Genomic DNA, 15,967 nt, shown 5'->3' on the forward strand with positions numbered 1-15,967 from the left:
TCCTCCTCAACAGCCTTACGGGGGCGGACACAGTTATGGTTTCTCGTCCTGGTGACCGCGCTCGTTTCACGCGTTCTGCGCGACGTGGACCCAAAGGAGCTGTCCGATGCTCAGCAGTGAACTCGCCGAACTGACCGGGGTCACCAAGCGCACGTTGCGCCACTACCATCAGATCGGACTGCTGCCCGAACCACCGCGCTCAGCCAGCGGGTACCGGCGCTACCACGTTGGCCACCTCGTCCGACTCCTGCGGATCACGAGAATGACCGCGCTCGGAGTGCCGTTGTCGGTGCTCCCCGAGGTGCTGGACGATGCGCAAGCCGCGGAGGAACTGCTCGACGAACTCGACCGGCAGGCGACCGCCGAGATCGAACGGCTCACCGCCCGCCGGGCCAGCATCGACGCACTGCGTCACAGCGGCGCCCCTCCCGACTTGCCTCCGGAGCTCTCGGCGTTGCGTTCCAGCCCAAGGGAGATACCTCCGGGCATGGCCCGCCACGAGCACGAACAGCTGATCCTGGTCGGACACCTGCTCGGCAAGGTCAGTCCAGAGGGAGTCGCCTCCCTGCAAGAGGAGGCGGACAGGGGGTCGTTCGCCTCCACACCTCTGATGGCACGCTTCTACACCCTGGAAGCCGATACTCCGGAGGAGGAGGTCGCCACGTTGATCGAGGAGCTGGTGGCCTACCTGGAACCGATAGCGGCGCGACTGGCCGACCAGTTCGCCCTGGTCGACCCACAGGGCTCAGAGCTCGTGGACCAACACAACGAGCGGATGCTCAAGCCCGTGCAACACCGCGTCCTGCGCCGGGTCCAGCAGCAACTGACTCCCCACGACCAGACCTGAAGCAGCCCTGCGACGCAGGGCCGCCCCTCACCCCTCAACCAGGCACGACCCAGGTGTCCACCGAACTGGAGCAACTCCAGTCAGGTGAGGCCCCCCGACCTGTCCAAGCGCGCTCTGAGGCTTCGCTACGAGCGGCGCTGGAGCGGGCTTGACTGCGACGCGACGTCATAGTTTGTGCTTGTCGCATGAAACGGACCGTCGTCTTCTACCTGACCTCGTTCGGTACCTCGTTGCTGGGCAACTCGATCACCGCGATCGCTCTGCCCCTGGTGGTGCTGTTCACCACCGGGAGCCCCTTGAGCGCCGGCGTCGTGGCGATCGCCGCTGCGGTGCCCGCGGCCCTGGCGGGGCTGCTCATGGGGTCGCTCGTCGATCGGATCAACCGACGCACTGCCGCCGTTCTCTCCGACGTCATCTCGGCGGCGGCGCTGCTGGTCCTGCCGATCGTTGATCTCACGATCGGGTTGAGCCTGGGCTGGTTCATCGCCGTGGCCGTTCTGAACTCGTTCGGGGACGTGCCGGGCCTCACCGCACGGGAGGCGATGCTGCCGGCGATCGCCAGGGCCGCCGCAATGGACTCCTCACGGCTCATCGGACTACGGGAGTCTCTGGCCGGGGTGTCGCTGCTGCTCGGCCCGGCCATCGCAGGGATCCTGGTCGCCGCTTTCGCGCCGGTCACAGTGCTATGGATCACCTCCGGTCTGGCGACGACGGCGGCCCTACTCACGCTCCTCATCCCCAAGAGTGCGACTGTGCTCGCCCCTGACCACACGGAGGCTTCCACAACACCGCCCGCGAGATCGGTGTTCCACGGCCTGGGGGTCATCGTCCGGTCCCCGCTGCTGCGCGGACTGGTCCTGCTGGGCATGGCCCTGGCCATCGTGCTGGCCGCGACGCAGGGCATGGTGATCCCGGTCCACTTCGCGTTCCAAGACGAGCCCCAGTTCGTCGGATTCGTGCTCAGCGCACTCGCCGCGGGCCTGTTGATCGGCGGCGGATGCTTCGCGGTTCTCGGCCACCGAATCCCGCACCGCGTTTGGTTCACCACCGGTCTCGTCCTCGTCGCGATGGGCTTCTCCATCATCGGCGTCCTCGGCCCTGTCTGGTCGATCTTCGCCGGGGCGGCGATCGTCGGCGTCGGCGGCGGCTCCATGAACGCCGTGATCGGACTCGCGTTCATCGAGAACGTCGACGACTCCCAACGCGGCACGGTGCTGGGCGCGCAGAACGCCATCATGACTCTGGTCCCCGCAGCGGGCATCGGTGTCGCCGCCGTGCTCATCGAGGTCAGCGGTCTGCACCTCGCGACGACCGCTCTCGCGGCACTGTGGATCCTCGCGGCCATCGGCGCGCTGCTCACCCCACGCCTTCGCCGATTGGGACAGCACGAGGCCTGATGAAGCTCAGTCTCCGTGGGGCTCATCGCCTGCGGCCAGGGATTTCCCAGTCTCTCTACCACGGCAAGGCGTGCTCGGGCGGCAAACACTTCCGGTGGTGAGCGCTCTTGCCTTTCTGGCACAGGCCTGCCTTGCCAGGGTCCGCGATGACGGTGAGAAGCAGGGGTGACCGGTCGACATCGCCATCACGATCAAACCCCCGTTCACCGATTCCACGCCAACCACAAGAAAGGAAACACAGCCATGCGAATTTACGAAAACTTCCGAACCGTGCTGCGCGAGAACTGGAGGACCTACCTCCTGCTCAACCTCGTCGTCTACGGCACCCTCATCGTGACGATGATCGTGACCCCGCTCATCCCCGGGATGTACGAGTTGGGGCTCAACAACGTGGAAGCGTTCCTCGAAGCGCCGGGTTCCTCCATCGTCGTCGACGCTTATGCCAGCGGCAGCATCGTGAAGGCAACGCTGTTGACGTTCCTTGCGAACCTCCTGTTCGCCGCCCTGTTGACGACGACTCTGCCCTCGCTCGGCATCCCCTTCTTCGGTGTGGTCGCGACGCTAGGACGTGCCGTTTTCATCGGCATGCCGTTCTCTCCGACATCGTCTGAAGAGGCGATGATGGTCATCATCAGTTCGCCTGTGCTCTTGATCGAGTTCCAGGCCTATGTCCTGGCGATGCTGGGGTCCGTCATCCTCTGGCAGTCGACCTTCGGCTACCGGCGGCGCGAACTTCCGTCGGCTTGGGCCGGGTACCGGGCGGGCATCAGAGACAACATCCGTCTCTACCCCCTCATCGTCGTGGTGCTCATCGGCATCGCGTTGATCGAGGCATTCACGTACAACTTCCTGCACTGAGGTTTTCTGAGCAAGTTCCTCTGGGCCTGAACGTGCGTTCTGGCCAGGTGATCCGTGTGGTTCAGCGACCTTCCCCGACTCCCCATGGCTTGCTTCAGTTTGACTGGGGGTCAAGGGGTCGTGGGTTCACATCCCGCCGTCCCGACAAACCAAGGGCGTTCACTCAGGTGAACGCCCTTCTTCGTGTTCCGAGGCCGACCGCTCCGGGGGCCGTGACGCACAGCCACAGTGGACTCCCCGGCGCCCGTCATCGGCCCACGGATCCCCGGCGAACCGCCACCAGTCCGGGGGTCCACCGCACGTACTCGAAGGCGAAGCGCGGGTGCGGCTGCTGGCCGTGAGCTGTGAAGCGGACGCTGTCCCGCTCTATGGCCCGTTCTCCGCACGCGATACCGTGTGCCGGTGCCTTCACCGATATCTGCCTCGTTCTCCGACTTCGCCGACATCGACGCCTTCACGCGGATTCCCAGGATCTCCGCCGTGGCAGCCGGGCCCGACGGGCGGGTGGTGGCCTCGATCGACGAAGTCGACGAACACGGATCCCAACGCAGGTCGGCCCTGTGGGCGCTCGACCCGGAGGGCCTGACCCCGGCCCGGAGACTGACCTTCTCCACGGACGGCGAGGACGCACCGCGGCTCACCCCCGACGGTTCGCTGCTGTTCACCTCCCGGCGCCCCGACCCGGACGACGACTCGGCTGGGGGCACTGCGGCCATCTGGCGCCTGCCCGAACACGGGGAGGCGGCCCTCGTCGCCCGGACCCCCGCGGGCCTGAGCGTCTCCGGTGTCGCGAAGGACGGCTCGATCCTCGCGAAGACGAGCGTCCTGGCCGGATCCACCCTGGAGGATGACGCCGATCGTCGCAAGGCCAGGAGGGCCGCCAAGCGGAGCACCATCTGGCACACCGGCATGCCGATCCGCCGTTGGGACCACGAACTCGGCGACGTCAGCCCACGCCTGGTGCTCATCTCCCCTGACGGCGGGATCAGCGACCTGACCGACGGCGTCGACACCCTGGCGCTCTCGGATGCGTCGGCCGACCTGTCCCCGGACGGCCGAACCGTCGCGACGACCTGGACCGAACGGGTCGAGGGCGGGCAGACCCGGACCGGTGTCGTCCTCATCGACACCGACAGCCGCGAACGATCCACCCTGCTGACCGCTGACGAACACCAGGAGTACGGCTCCCCGGTGTTCTCGCGCGACGGGGCCCACGTGGCGGCCACGCGCATCACGATCTCCACCCCCACCGACACCGGTTACGACTTCCTGGAGATCCACCCGCTGACGGGTGGGGAGCCGGTCAGGGTCGACGTCGGAGACCTCACGATCAGGGGGTACGTCTGGAGCTACGACGGCACCCTCCTGGTCACCGGCGATCTGCACTCCTCCGGCGCCGTGCTCGCCGTCGACCCGAGCACCGGCGAGGCGCGCACCCTGGCGGACGCCGGTGTGTTCACCTCGCTGGCTCCCGCGCCGGACGGCTCCCTGTTCGCGCTGCGTTCCGACGTCGCCACCCCCGCGCGTCCGGTACGGCTGGCGCCCGACGGTGAGCGGACCGAACTCCCCGCACCGGGTTCGGTGGACGCCCTGCCCGGCACCCTGGAACGGGTGTGGACCGACGTCGACGGCGTACGGGTCGGCGGATGGCTGTGCCTGCCTGACGGCGCCTCCCAGACCGACCCGGCGCCGGTGATGCTGTGGATCCACGGCGGCCCCCACGGATCCTTCAACGCGTGGTCCTGGCGGTGGTGCCCGTGGCTGGCCGTCGCCCGGGGCTACGCCGTGCTGATGCCCGACTTCGCCATGTCCAGCGGCTACGGGCACGCGGGGTTGAACCGCGGCTGGCCCAGGCTGCCGGACGTCGTCTACGGGGAGTGCGAGGCTCTGCTCGACCAGGAGCTGGAGCGCCCCGAACTGGACGGTTCGCGCACGGCGCTGCTCGGTGCCTCCTTCGGAGGCTTCATGGTCAGCTGGATCGCCGGTCGGACCGACCGCTTCTCGGCGGTCGTCACCCACGCTGGTTCGTGGGCGATGGGGCAACAGCACCGCACCACCGACGCCGCCGCGAAGAAGATGCGCGTGCACGGCCGCGAGGACCAGCAGCCCGAGTGGTACCGGGACAACTCCCCGCACCAGGGCGCGTCGCGTGTGGTCACGCCGGTGCTGATCACCCACGGCAACCGGGACTACCGGGTGCCGATCAGCGAGGCGCTGCGGATGTGGTGGGACCTGGTCTCGGGCTGGGACGGCCCGCCGGAGACCATGCCGCACCGGTTCCTCCAGCTGACCGGCGAGAACCACTGGGTGCTCACGCCCTCCAACGGCCGCGTGTGGAACGAGACCGTGCTGGCCTTCTGCGACCAGCACCTCCGGGGCGGTGACCCGATCCCCGAGATCCTGCCGTGGTGATGGTTCCACGGTCACGTCAGTGAGGCGAACAACTGAGAGGACGGGACAGCTTGTCGGACAGATCAACCGTAGGAAACGGGAGCGCGCGTCCATGGCGGACCGGTTCCCGTGTCGCAGCGTCGGCACTCGTCATGGCCCCCGCCCTGGCGCTCGTGGCTCCCGCGCACGCCGAGCCGGCGGACGGCTGCCTGGGTGAGGAGGGCGCGACGGTCGAGGAGGCGCGGGTCGAGCAGGAGGTCCCGCAGGAGATCCTGCGCGGGTCCGGGTTCGACGCCGCCGTGGACCGCTTCGAAGAGGAACTGTGCGCGGCGTCCGACCTGGACGGTGCCGGTGCGGTCGTCCAAGGCCACGGGGAAGCGCTCTGGAGGGACGCGGTGGAGCGCGTCCAGGCCCCCGGGGAGGTTGAGGGGGACCTGAGCGCCGAGGACGACCGGCCGCTCTACTGGGCGCGGCTCGCCATGACCTCCGCGCTCAACCGCTGGGAGCCCGGGTTCGCGCTGAGCGGGTCCGAGCGCGCCGAACTCGTGGCCGATCTGGAACGACGCTCCCGGGGCCAGGACGGAGAGGACTTCGCGGAGGCCCCCGGGGAAGCCGACGTCAGCCATGTGGTCGTCACCGGGTTCGACCCGTTCCTCCTCGACGACGACATCCGCCAGGCCAACCCCTCCGGCGCCGCGGCCCTGGCCCTCGACGGAGCGGTGCTGGAGACAGCCGACGGCGTCGCGGTGGTCAAGGCGATGCTCTACCCGGTGCGCTGGAGGGACTTCACCGACGGCATGGTCGAGCAGTCCCTCCTGCCCTACTACACCGGTGACCAGCCGGCCGACGCGGTCATCACGGTCAGCCAGGGTTCGCCGGGGAGGTTCGACCTCGAGGCGCACAACGGTGCCTGGCGCGGTGGCTTCCAGGACAACGAGGTGCTCGGTACGCCCGAGATCATCCCCGTTCCCGAGGGCGTTCCCACCGTCTCCCCCCAGCCCCAGTGGTCGGACTCCTCCCTGGACCGCCCCGCCATCGTCGAGGAGACCACCGGGGCTCCCTTCCCCGTGTTCGACAACACCGAGGTGACCGAGATCCCGGCGGGCGGGACCGCGCCCGTGGTGCGCCCTGACGGCCCCACCCCCGGTTCCGAGGCGCGGTCCGGCGGCGGAGGGAACTACCTCTCCAACGAGATCGCGTACCGCAACACCCTGCTGCGCGACGCCACCGAAGGGGACGTCCCCGCAGGTCACATCCACACTCCGGTGCTGAACCTCGGCCCCGGCGGGAACATCTCCGATCCGGCCTTCGAAGAGGAGCGCGAGGCGATCGTCCGCCAGGTCGAGGACATCGTCGCGGCCTCGATCCGCTAGCGAATCGCCCGTCCGGGCCCGCCCGTGTGCGCAGGCCCGGACGGGCGCCCCCCGTTCGGCTCAGACCACGACCTCCCGGCAGACCTCAATGAAGGCCTGGGTCCGCCGGACCGGCGCACGGTCGGTCAGCTGGACGATCTCGATGCCCAGCCCCTCGGGCTCGACGTCCAGCTCCCGGGTCGCGTACGGCAGGTCCTCGTAGCTGCGCTCCAGCACGGTGCGCTGGGTCAGCAGCGCGTTGCCCAGGCCGCGCGCGACCAGGGCGCGGACCATCTCGAAGCTGGTCGTCCGGAAGCGTACGTTGGGGGTCAGCCCGGCCCGGGTGAACAGGCCGAGGAAGTACTCGCCGCCGGGCGGCAGGTCGAACAGGATCAGCGGTTCGACGGCCAGGTCGGCCAGGCTCGGCCGCTCCTTGGCGCTCACCGCCCCGCCCACGGGGGCGAGGACGTACGGGGGATCGGACCGCAGCGGCAGCGCGGTCACCCCGCTCGTGGTGCGCACCGAGGCCAGCTTGTAGTCGTAGGTGATCGCCAGGTCGATCCGCGTGTTCAGCAGGTCCTCCAGGAGCCTCTCGTGCGCGGCCTCGACGAAGGAGAGCTGGACGCTGGGGTGACGGCGGGAGAACTCGGCGATCACCCTCGGCAGCAGTATCGGCGCGATCGTGGCGTAGCAGCCGATGGTGAGTGTGCCCTCGATCTGCTCCCGTTCCTGGCGCGCCGACTCCCTGAACTGGGCGAGGCTGGCCAGCACGTTGTCGGCGGCCGCGATCGCGCGCTGGCCGGACGTGGTGAGCCGCATCCCCTTCTGTGAGCGCACGAACAGGGTGATGCCGAGGGCCGACTCCAGCTCGACCAGGGCGGTCGAGACCGCCGACTGCGACACGAACAGCTCGCGCGCGGCGGCGGTCACCGAACCGTGCCTCGCGACGGTCGTCAGGTACTCCAGTTGACGCAGGCTCACGTCCGCCATGCCCGTCCCACTCTCGGTTATCAGTTTTTCCGATGGTTAAGTTCAGATCTATGTGTTGTACAGATCGTACTTCGCACCCCGATACTCGTGACCCAGGCCACAGGCAGGGCGTCCCCCGGGCCCGTCCGTGCCTTGAGTAACGAGTCCCCAGGAGGCGAGATGACCGGTGCGACCCCGGATTCAGTGGACCGGAAGGACCTGCGCCGCAGCGTGTTCGCCGGAGCGGTGGGCGTCTTCGTCCACTGGTTCGACTGGGCCGTCTACGCGTACCTGGCCACCACCATGGCAAAGGTCTTCTTCCCCGAGCAGGACGGCACCACCGGACTGCTCTCGGTGTTCGCGGTCTTCGCCGTGGCGTTCTTCGTACGACCGCTCGGCTCCGTGCTGTTCGGACACCTCGGAGACCGGTTCGGACGCAAGACCACCCTGTCCATCGTCATCATCTCGATGGCGGCGGGCACGCTCATGCTCGGGCTGCTGCCCACCTACGACTCCGTCGGCATCCTCGCGCCGATCCTGCTCGTGGTCGCCCGCGTGATCCAGGGGCTCGCGGCGGGCGGGGAGTTCGGCAGCGCCGCCGCCTTCCTCGCGGAGTTCTCGCCGCCCAAGCGGCGGGGCTTCGGGTGCTCGTGGATCGAGTTCGGCTCGGTCGCCGGGTTCCTGTGCGCGTCGTTCGCGGTGTGGGCGCTCCACGCGGCCTTCCCGGCCGAGGTCGTCCTCGACTGGGCCTGGCGGATCCCCTTCCTGCTGACGGTGCCCATGGCGGCGGTCGGCCTCTACATCCGCCTGAAGATCGAGGACACGCCCGAGTACCGCGCGCTGGAGGACATGAACAACGTCCCCAGCCAGCCGGTCGTGGAGGTGTTCCGCTCCAACGGCAAGCAGTTCCTCCAGACGGTGGGCATCGAGACGTTCATGAACTCGACCTTCTACATCGTCCTCGTGTACCTGATCACCTACCAGGAGGAGATCGTGGGGGTGCCCGCGGACCGGGCCGCCTTGCTCTCCGCCGCCGCCTCGGTGGTGGCCATGGGTGTGATCCCGCTGTCGGGCATGATCTCCGACCGGGTGGGCCGCAAGCCGGTGCTGTACACCGCCGCCGGCGCGATGATCGTCGGCTCCGTGCCCCTCTTCCTGCTCATGCAGGCGAACACGTCGTGGGCGGCCTTCCTCGCCACCTTCGGACTCGCGGTGATCCTCGCCGTCATCCTGGGCACGCACGCGTCGACGGTGGCGGAGCTCTTCCCCACGCGTACCCGCCAGAGCGGCCTCTCCATGGCCTACAGCGTCGCCGGTGCCTTCTTCGCGGGCACCCTGCCGTACCTGATGACCTGGCTGATCTCGGTGACCGGAAGCTCCATGGTCCCGGGTTTCACGATGATCGTGATCGGCGTCATCGGTGCCGTCACCCTGCGGACCATGCCCGAGACCAGGGGATCCGACCTTCTGCACGAGAGCGACCGCGCGCGGGTCTGACCCGCCGACCGGCCCCGTGCCCGGGGGCTCGCGCCGTCGAGCCCCCACCAGTACCTCGCAACCGTCCATGGGAGTGGAGAGCAGTATGTCCGTTGAGGAGATCGAAGTCGTCGTCGTCGGAGGGGGGCAGGCCGGGATCGCGACGAGCGAGCACCTGCGCGGCCGCCGTGTTCCGCACGTCGTCCTCGAACGGCACCGCGTCGCCGAGCGCTGGCGTTCGGAGAGGTGGGACTCCCTGGTCACCAACGGGCCCGTCTGGCACGACCGGTTCCCCGGGATGGAGTTCGACGGCCTGGGTCCCGAGGACTTCGCCACGAAGGAACAGGTGGCCGACTACCTGGCCGCCTACGCGGAGAGGATCGACGCTCCGCTGCGCTGCGGGGTCGAGGTGACCTCCGTACGCAGGCACGACGGCCGCAGGGGCTTTCGCGTGGAGACCTCGGACGGCGTCTACGACGCGCGTTACGTCGTGGCCGCCACCGGACCGTTCCAGCGCCCGGTGATCCCGCCGATCATCCCGGAGGGGGAGGGGCCGGTCCAGATCCACTCCAGCGCTTACCGCAACCCGGCGCAGCTGCCCGAGGGCGGCGTCCTCGTGGTCGGGTCCGGGTCGTCGGGCGTGCAGATCGCCGACGAACTCCGCGCCTCCGGCCGTCCGGTGTACCTGTCCGTCGGCCCGCACGACCGTCCTCCGCGCCGGTACCGGGGACACGACTTCGTCTGGTGGCTGGGCGTGCTCGGCAAGTGGGAGGCCTCGACCCCGCCCCAGGGCGCCGAGCACGTGACGATCGCGGTCAGCGGTGCGCACGGTGGCCACACCGTGGACTTCCGGGGGCTGGCCGAGCGGGGCGTCACACTGGTGGGCCGGACCGAGACCTACGCGGGCGGGACCGTGTGCTTCGCCTCCGACCTGCGGGAGAACGTCGTCGGCGGCGACGCCAACTACCTGGCGCTGTTGGACGAGGCCGACGCCTACGTCACCCGCAACGGGCTCGATCTCCCCGAGGAGCCCGAGGCCAGGGCCCTGGGACACCTCCCGGACTCGGTGACCGCCCCCGTCCTCGAACTCGACCTCGCCGCCGCCGGGGTCACCTCCGTCGTCTGGGCGACGGGCTTCACCGCCGACTACGGCTGGCTGCCCGCGGACGCCTGCGACGAGCACGGCAGGCCGAGGCACCAGCGCGGGGTCTCCAGCGAGCCCGGTGTCTACTTCGTGGGGCTGCCCTGGCAGTCGCGCCGGGGATCGAGCTTCCTCTGGGGGGCCTGGCACGACGCGAGCTACGTGGCCGACCAGATCTCCATCCAGAGGGGATACATGGAACACAACGACGCCCACCCGCGCCCGTCCCACGTCCAGAGGTGAGAGCACCCATGACCACGCACACCCGCATCCGCAAGTTCAACACCCGCGACACCTACCCCGAGCAGAACATCGACAACGACCTCTGCCAGGCCGTCGTCGCCGGGGGAGTCGTCTACCTGCGCGGCCAGATCGGCCAGGACCTGGAGACCCGGGAGTCGGTGGGCGTCGGCGACGTCCGCGCCCAGACCGAGAAGGCCATGGCCAACATCGACCTCCTTCTGCGGGAGGCGGGCAGCGGCCTCCAGGACATCGTCAAGGTGACGGTCTACCTGGTCGACCCGCGTTACCGCGAGGACGTGTACCGGGAGATGGGGCGCTGGCTCAAGGGCGTCCACCCGGTCTCCACCGGGATCGTCGTCCAGGCGCTGGCCCGGCCGGAGTGGCTAGTGGAGATCGACGCCACCGCCGTGATCTCGGGAGGCCGGGAGTGACCTTCTCCATCGCGGCACACCAGGACGGCAGGTTCGGCGTCGCGGCGGTGTCCTCCTCGCCGGCGGTCGCCGCGCGCGTCGTCCACCTGCGGGACTCCGTCGGGGCCGTCGCGTCGCAGAACATCACCGACCCCCGGCTGGGTTCGGCCCTGCTGGACCGGCTGGAGGCGGGCGCGAGCCCCGAGGCGGCCCTGGAAGAGGTCGTCGGGGCAGCCCCGAACTCCAACTACCGCCAGCTCACCGTGGTGGACGCCTCGGGTGCGGCGGCGACGTTCAGCGGGGGACTCACCCTCGGCGTGCACGGCGAGGCCACCGGTCCGCACTGCGCGGCCGCGGGCAACATGCTCACCCGCGCCGACATCCCCGCGATCATGTGCGAGGCCTTCGCCTCGGCCGGGGGAGAGCTGGAGGAACGCCTGCTCACGGCCCTCTCGGCCGCACTGGCGGCGGGGGGTGAGGCCGGGCCGGTGTACTCGGCCGGGCTGTCCACCGTGTCCGGCCACGGCTGGCGCGACACGGACCTGCGCGTGGACTGGCAGGACGAACCCGTCGAGGCGCTGCGAGGGTTGCTCGACGTCTGGCTGCCCCAGCGCGACGACTACGTCCAGCGCGGCCTGGACCCGGCCGCCTCACCCGGATACGGGGTGCCCGGCGATGACCGCTGAGACCCACCGCCCGCCCGGTGTCTCCGATCAGCTCGCGCGGCTGATCGCCTACTCCGAGACCCTGCACGCGCATCCGGAGACCGCCTGGCGGGAACACCGCGCGGCGGCGTGGACGGCCGAACTGCTCGACGAGTTCGGTTTCGAGATGACCACCTCCTACCTCGGCTTCCCGACTGCGGTGCACGGCTCCTACGGGTCGGGCAGCCGCAGGGTGGGCCTGGTCGTGGAGTACGACGCCCTGCCCGGCCTGGGCCACGCGTGCGGGCACAACCTGATCGCCGCGATGTCGGCGGGCGCGGCGATCGCGCTCCGGCCCTGGGCGGACCGTCTCGACCTGCGGATCGAGGTCGTCGGAGCCCCGGCCGAGGAGGGCGGCGGGGGCAAGGTCGAGCTGTTGGACGCGGGCGCCTTCCACGGCCTGGACCTGGCGCTGATGGCCCACCCGGGACCGGTTGACGCTCCCCGCGCCGAGCCGTACGCGGTCGCCCACGACCACGTCCGCTTCACCGGGCAAACGGCCCACGCGGCCGCCTACCCGCACGAGGGCCGTAACGCCAACGACGCCTTCGTGGTCGCCCAGGTGGCCCTGGGGCTGCTGCGGCAGCAGCTTCCGCCCCACACGCGGGTGCACGGAATCCAGACCGTCGGAGGGGAGGCCCCCAACGCCATCCCCGGTGTCACCGAGGGCCGGTGGTACACCCGGGCCCGGACCCTGGCGGAGCTGGAACCGCTCAGGGATCGGGTGGAGCGGTGCTTCGAGGCGGGGGCGTTGGCCACCGACACCGAGCTGGAGTTCACGCCCGAGTCCCAGCCCTACTCCGAGTTCCGCACGGACGAGCGCGCCCTGGAGATCTACACGCGCCACGCCCTGGCGATCGGTCGCCGGTTCGACGCTCCGGTGGAGCACCAGACGATGAACCGCGCCTCGACGGACATGGGCAACGTCTCCCAGCACGTGCCCGCCATCCACCCCTACATCGGCCTGGACTGCTTCCCGGTGAGCAACCACCAGCCGGAGTTCGCCGCCGTGTGCGTGGGCGAGGCCGCCAACCGGGTCATCGAGGACGGCGCCACGCTGCTCGCGCGGACCGCCCACGAGTACTTCTCCTAGCTCGCACGGCCCGGCCCCCGGGGTGGTCCGTTCAGTAGCGGGCCACCCCGGGCTTCCAGAGGGTGGCCCGCTCCACCACGTAGACCTCCAGGTTGCCCACGCTCGCTCCGCACGTGTCCTGCCTCTCGGTGGCGACCAGGGCCGAGGCGATCAGCTCCGCGCGGTGCCGCTCCTCGGGCTCGGTGTCGCCCACCGGGATCACCTGGCGCACGTGGTGGCAGCGCGCGCGGCCGCTGGTGTGCACCAGACCCACCACGTACGTGCGCTTCCAGCGCCGTAGGGCGGCCTGGTGCGGGATCACGTACCGGTAGCGGCAGCGTACCCGGGTGCCGTCGGGCAGTCCCGCCTCGGCCTGGTAGGTGATCGACCACCAGTTCTCGGCCACGGGCACGACCGTCGCGTGCATGGCTCTCGCCCATGCCTCCAGGGTCGACCGGTTCTCGGCCTCGATGACGGCGGCGTCGGTCACGGCGCCCTCCGCGCTGTTGAACGGACCCCGGGCGCCCCCTCGAGTCGCCCGGGGCTCTGACATGTGATCACTCTAGGTGGCCAGTGGGATCCGAAGGGTACAGATTGTGTCCCCAGTGTCGAGACCGTTCGCCCGTTCAGGACAGCAGGCCGATCCGTTCGGCCAGAACCCCCGCCCCGTCGCGGCGCCGGGGATCGCGTGACTCCAGCTCCTCCAACACCATGTGGCGGGCGAAGGCGTTGTAACGGACCGTCTCCGGAGCCGCAGCGTGCGCGGCCTCCAGCACCCGCAGCGCCTCGTCCCGCTGTCCGGCCAGACGGTGGGCGCGGGCCTGCTCGATCCGGTGCCGGGCCCCGCGCGGCCTCGACGGGATCGCCTCCGCCGGGGCGCGTCCGGACTGGCGGACCGCCTCGTGCCCGCTGCGCAGCTCCACCGCCACGGTCACCGCGTGGGCGCCGATCACCGGCCGGGAGAACGAGGTCATCGGGTGGTAGTAGGACGCGGGCAGCCGCTCGGCCGCCTTCCGGGCGGTGTCCCAGTGCCGCCACGCCGTCCCCGCCTCCCCGCGCCGCGCCGCCGTGTACCCGGCCTCGAACCGCAGTGCGCCCCACACCGCCAGCACGTCCAGGTCGGCGTCCGGCAGGTGCCGCTCCAGGTGGCGGCTGGCCTCCTCAGTGACAGCGTCCGCCGCCTCCCAGTCGCCCGCGTCCCGGTGCGCCTGGGCCAGCAGCCAGGCCGCCACCCCCAGGGCGTGCGGGTCCTCCGCCTCCTGCGCGGCGACCATGCCGCGTTCGGCCACCCGCCACAGAAGGCTCTGCGCGGGCTGGTAGGCGATGAAGAACTGCGCCAGCGAGCACACCTCCGACAGCACCGAGTTCGCCGCACGCCGGTCCGTCCCGTTCTCGGCGCCGCGCACCGCCCGCTGGGCGTCATCGAACAGCCCGGGGAGCAGGCGCCCCACCACGTCGCGGTGGTTGGGCGCCGAGTGCCGCGCCCGCCAGGCCCCCGCCAGCCGGGCGCGCAGCCGCTCCACCGTGGGAACCGGCCGGTCGTCGCCCAGAGCGAGGGAGTTGACCGACGCTCGGACCCTCGGCAGCAGCGTGTGCCCCGGACCGCTGAACAGTGCCACGGGTACGGACTGCTTGCCGGTGAGTTCGGCCAGGTCACGAAGGTGCAGCACCTCCACCAGGGACAGGAGGACCGGGAGCCTGGGCGTGCTCAGCCGTCCGGTCTCCAGGGCCTTGACCCACGAGGCGGAACGCCCCACGAGGCCGCCGAGCACCTCCCTGGTCAGACCTCGTCTGGTGCGGTTCAGCTTGAGACGGGTACCGAAGGGGATGTCGACCTCGTACGGGTCCGGGGTGCCGTCCACGGGCATCGCGGTTTCCTTCCCTGGGGGAGACGCGGAGTCCAGGCTACGAGCCGCCTCCTGGCCCCACGGCGGGAAGACGACCACTTCCCCCGGTCGGACCCCGCGCACCGGGTATGGCCCGGTCGGACCCCCTCCGAACTGGGGTGACGTCGCTCAGTTCCGTGTGCTGAGGGAGGGCGGCGGTGCCACCTGGGGGCCGCCGGGGCTGCGCAGACGTTCGAAGACGAGGTCGAAGGTGAACCCGGCGGTGAACCCCACCGGCACCACGAAGAACAGCAGGCGCCGGGCATCGAGCTCCACCAGCAGCTCCGGGACGGTCAGCAACTGGGCGGCCACGTACAGCAGGACCGACACCGCGCCCGCGCCCAGTCCACGCGCGCAGGCCCGCAGGGCCGAGGGGGTCCGACCGAACGAGTCCCTGATCAGCGCCCCCGACACGGCCGCGCACATCGGCCCCGCCAACAACAGGGTGAGACTGAGCGCGTCGGCCGGCCCCGGACCTCCGGCCAGCACGATCGACGCCAGCGCGGCGAGCAACAGCAGGATCGCGCCGACCAGCCCGGCCGATTCGCGCCAGCGGCCCCACCGCCGGGCCCGCTCCTCACGGCGCCGTCGTTCGGCCCGCCGCTCCATCTGACGGCGCAGCACCTCCGTCATGCGCCGGGCCGACCCCGGCGACCAGGACTCGCCCAGGGCGCGCACGTCCTCGCGGTCCACGTGCTCACCGGAACCGTCCAGGTACACCCACACCTGCCGGGCCGCGCCGCCGAACACGGCCAGCGGGACCAGGGGGACGCCCTGGGCCAGCGCCACCACCCCGGTGACCCGGGTGGACCGCCCGCCCCCGGCCAGGACGATGCCGTCCACCTCGAACAGGGTCCGGTAGTACGGCACCTCCCACTCGGCGCCGGTGTCGCGGATCGTGGTGACACGAACCCTCGACCCCTCGGGCAGGTCGGGCGCGTAGTCCTGGTGCCGGGGAGGGTGGGCGATGATCTGGGCTTCGGGCGCGGAGGCCGCCGCGTACCCGCGCGCGACCAGGGTCTCGACGTAGTGCTCGTCGTCGGCGAAGACCACGAGGTCGTACCCGGCCAGGGCCAGCTCGCGGCCGAGCTCGTGGCAGGCGCCGCGCACCTGGTCGGTGGCGCTCAGGGGCGGTTCGTACTCGCGGGAGGAGTCGACGCTGCCGACCACGGCGATCCGCGGTCGCTTCGACGGGACGGGTGCCTGCTTCACGGGGACTCC

The 15,967-nt window shown here is 70.5% G+C and carries 14 protein-coding genes; 10 read left to right on the forward strand and 4 right to left on the reverse strand.

The genetic code is table 11. The features are described from left to right. Window positions 1-106: 106 nt before the first annotated feature. The 5 genes from D452_RS0113200 to D452_RS0113220 all read left to right on the forward strand — a co-directional run bounded on the left by D452_RS0113200 (window position 107) and on the right by D452_RS0113220 (window position 6,866). Window positions 107-847 (forward strand): MerR family transcriptional regulator, encoded by a 741-nt coding sequence (locus D452_RS0113200; protein ID WP_017544623.1) that lies wholly within the window; start codon window positions 107-109, stop codon window positions 845-847. 185 nt (window positions 848-1,032) lie between these two features. Further along, window positions 1,033-2,244 (forward strand): MFS transporter, encoded by a 1,212-nt coding sequence (locus D452_RS28240; RefSeq protein WP_017544624.1) that lies wholly within the window; start codon window positions 1,033-1,035, stop codon window positions 2,242-2,244. 243 nt (window positions 2,245-2,487) lie between these two features. After that, a complete protein-coding gene (locus tag D452_RS0113210) occupies window positions 2,488-3,102 on the forward strand; it encodes a hypothetical protein (RefSeq protein ID WP_017544625.1) in 615 nt (204 codons plus the stop codon). A 402-nt stretch (window positions 3,103-3,504) separates the two neighbouring features. Continuing rightward, on the forward strand, window positions 3,505-5,514 hold the full coding sequence (locus D452_RS0113215; protein WP_026129273.1) for a S9 family peptidase: 2,010 nt from the start codon (window positions 3,505-3,507) through the stop codon (window positions 5,512-5,514). Window positions 5,515-5,645: 131 nt separating this feature from the next. Continuing rightward, window positions 5,646-6,866, forward strand: coding sequence for a hypothetical protein (locus D452_RS0113220; protein ID WP_017544627.1), 1,221 nt, complete (start codon window positions 5,646-5,648; stop codon window positions 6,864-6,866). 60 nt (window positions 6,867-6,926) lie between these two features. On the opposite strand, the gene D452_RS0113225 is transcribed toward D452_RS0113220, so the two are convergent. After that, window positions 6,927-7,835 (reverse strand): LysR substrate-binding domain-containing protein, encoded by a 909-nt coding sequence (locus tag D452_RS0113225; protein WP_017544628.1) that lies wholly within the window; start codon window positions 7,833-7,835, stop codon window positions 6,927-6,929. A gap of 159 nt (window positions 7,836-7,994) precedes the next feature. Between D452_RS0113225 and D452_RS0113230 the strand changes: the two genes are divergently transcribed. From D452_RS0113230 to D452_RS0113250, 5 genes are all read left to right on the forward strand, one after another. Beyond that, window positions 7,995-9,311 carry an MFS transporter gene (locus tag D452_RS0113230; RefSeq protein ID WP_017544629.1) on the forward strand — a complete coding sequence of 439 codons (1,317 nt, stop codon included), beginning with the start codon at window positions 7,995-7,997 and terminating at the stop codon, window positions 9,309-9,311. A gap of 85 nt (window positions 9,312-9,396) precedes the next feature. Further along, a complete protein-coding gene (locus D452_RS0113235; RefSeq protein ID WP_017544630.1) occupies window positions 9,397-10,674 on the forward strand; it encodes a flavin-containing monooxygenase in 1,278 nt (425 codons plus the stop codon). A gap of 8 nt (window positions 10,675-10,682) precedes the next feature. Then, on the forward strand, window positions 10,683-11,105 hold the full coding sequence (locus D452_RS0113240) for a RidA family protein (RefSeq protein WP_017544631.1): 423 nt from the start codon (window positions 10,683-10,685) through the stop codon (window positions 11,103-11,105). Then, complete coding sequence (locus tag D452_RS0113245) at window positions 11,102-11,770, forward strand: DUF1028 domain-containing protein (RefSeq protein WP_017544632.1); 669 nt, start codon at window positions 11,102-11,104, stop codon at window positions 11,768-11,770. The genes D452_RS0113240 and D452_RS0113245 overlap by 4 nt, the downstream gene beginning before the upstream one ends. Beyond that, window positions 11,760-12,881, forward strand: a complete 1,122-nt coding sequence (locus D452_RS0113250) for a M20 family metallopeptidase (protein WP_017544633.1) — start codon at window positions 11,760-11,762, stop codon at window positions 12,879-12,881. Before D452_RS0113245 ends, D452_RS0113250 begins: the two co-directional genes overlap by 11 nt. A gap of 31 nt (window positions 12,882-12,912) precedes the next feature. Here D452_RS0113250 and D452_RS0113255 read toward each other — a convergent pair whose 3' ends face one another. The 3 genes from D452_RS0113255 to D452_RS0113265 all read right to left on the reverse strand — a co-directional run bounded on the left by D452_RS0113255 (window position 12,913) and on the right by D452_RS0113265 (window position 15,958). Continuing rightward, a complete protein-coding gene (locus D452_RS0113255; RefSeq protein WP_239646380.1) occupies window positions 12,913-13,413 on the reverse strand; it encodes a hypothetical protein in 501 nt (166 codons plus the stop codon). A 73-nt stretch (window positions 13,414-13,486) separates the two neighbouring features. Next, window positions 13,487-14,728, reverse strand: coding sequence for a helix-turn-helix domain-containing protein (locus tag D452_RS0113260; protein WP_017544635.1), 1,242 nt, complete (start codon window positions 14,726-14,728; stop codon window positions 13,487-13,489). A 147-nt stretch (window positions 14,729-14,875) separates the two neighbouring features. Then, window positions 14,876-15,958 (reverse strand): hypothetical protein, encoded by a 1,083-nt coding sequence (locus tag D452_RS0113265; RefSeq protein WP_017544636.1) that lies wholly within the window; start codon window positions 15,956-15,958, stop codon window positions 14,876-14,878. Window positions 15,959-15,967: the final 9 nt, after the last annotated feature.

This window comes from Nocardiopsis prasina DSM 43845 (assembly GCF_000341265.1).
GTDB classification, from domain to species: domain Bacteria; phylum Actinomycetota; class Actinomycetes; order Streptosporangiales; family Streptosporangiaceae; genus Nocardiopsis; species Nocardiopsis prasina.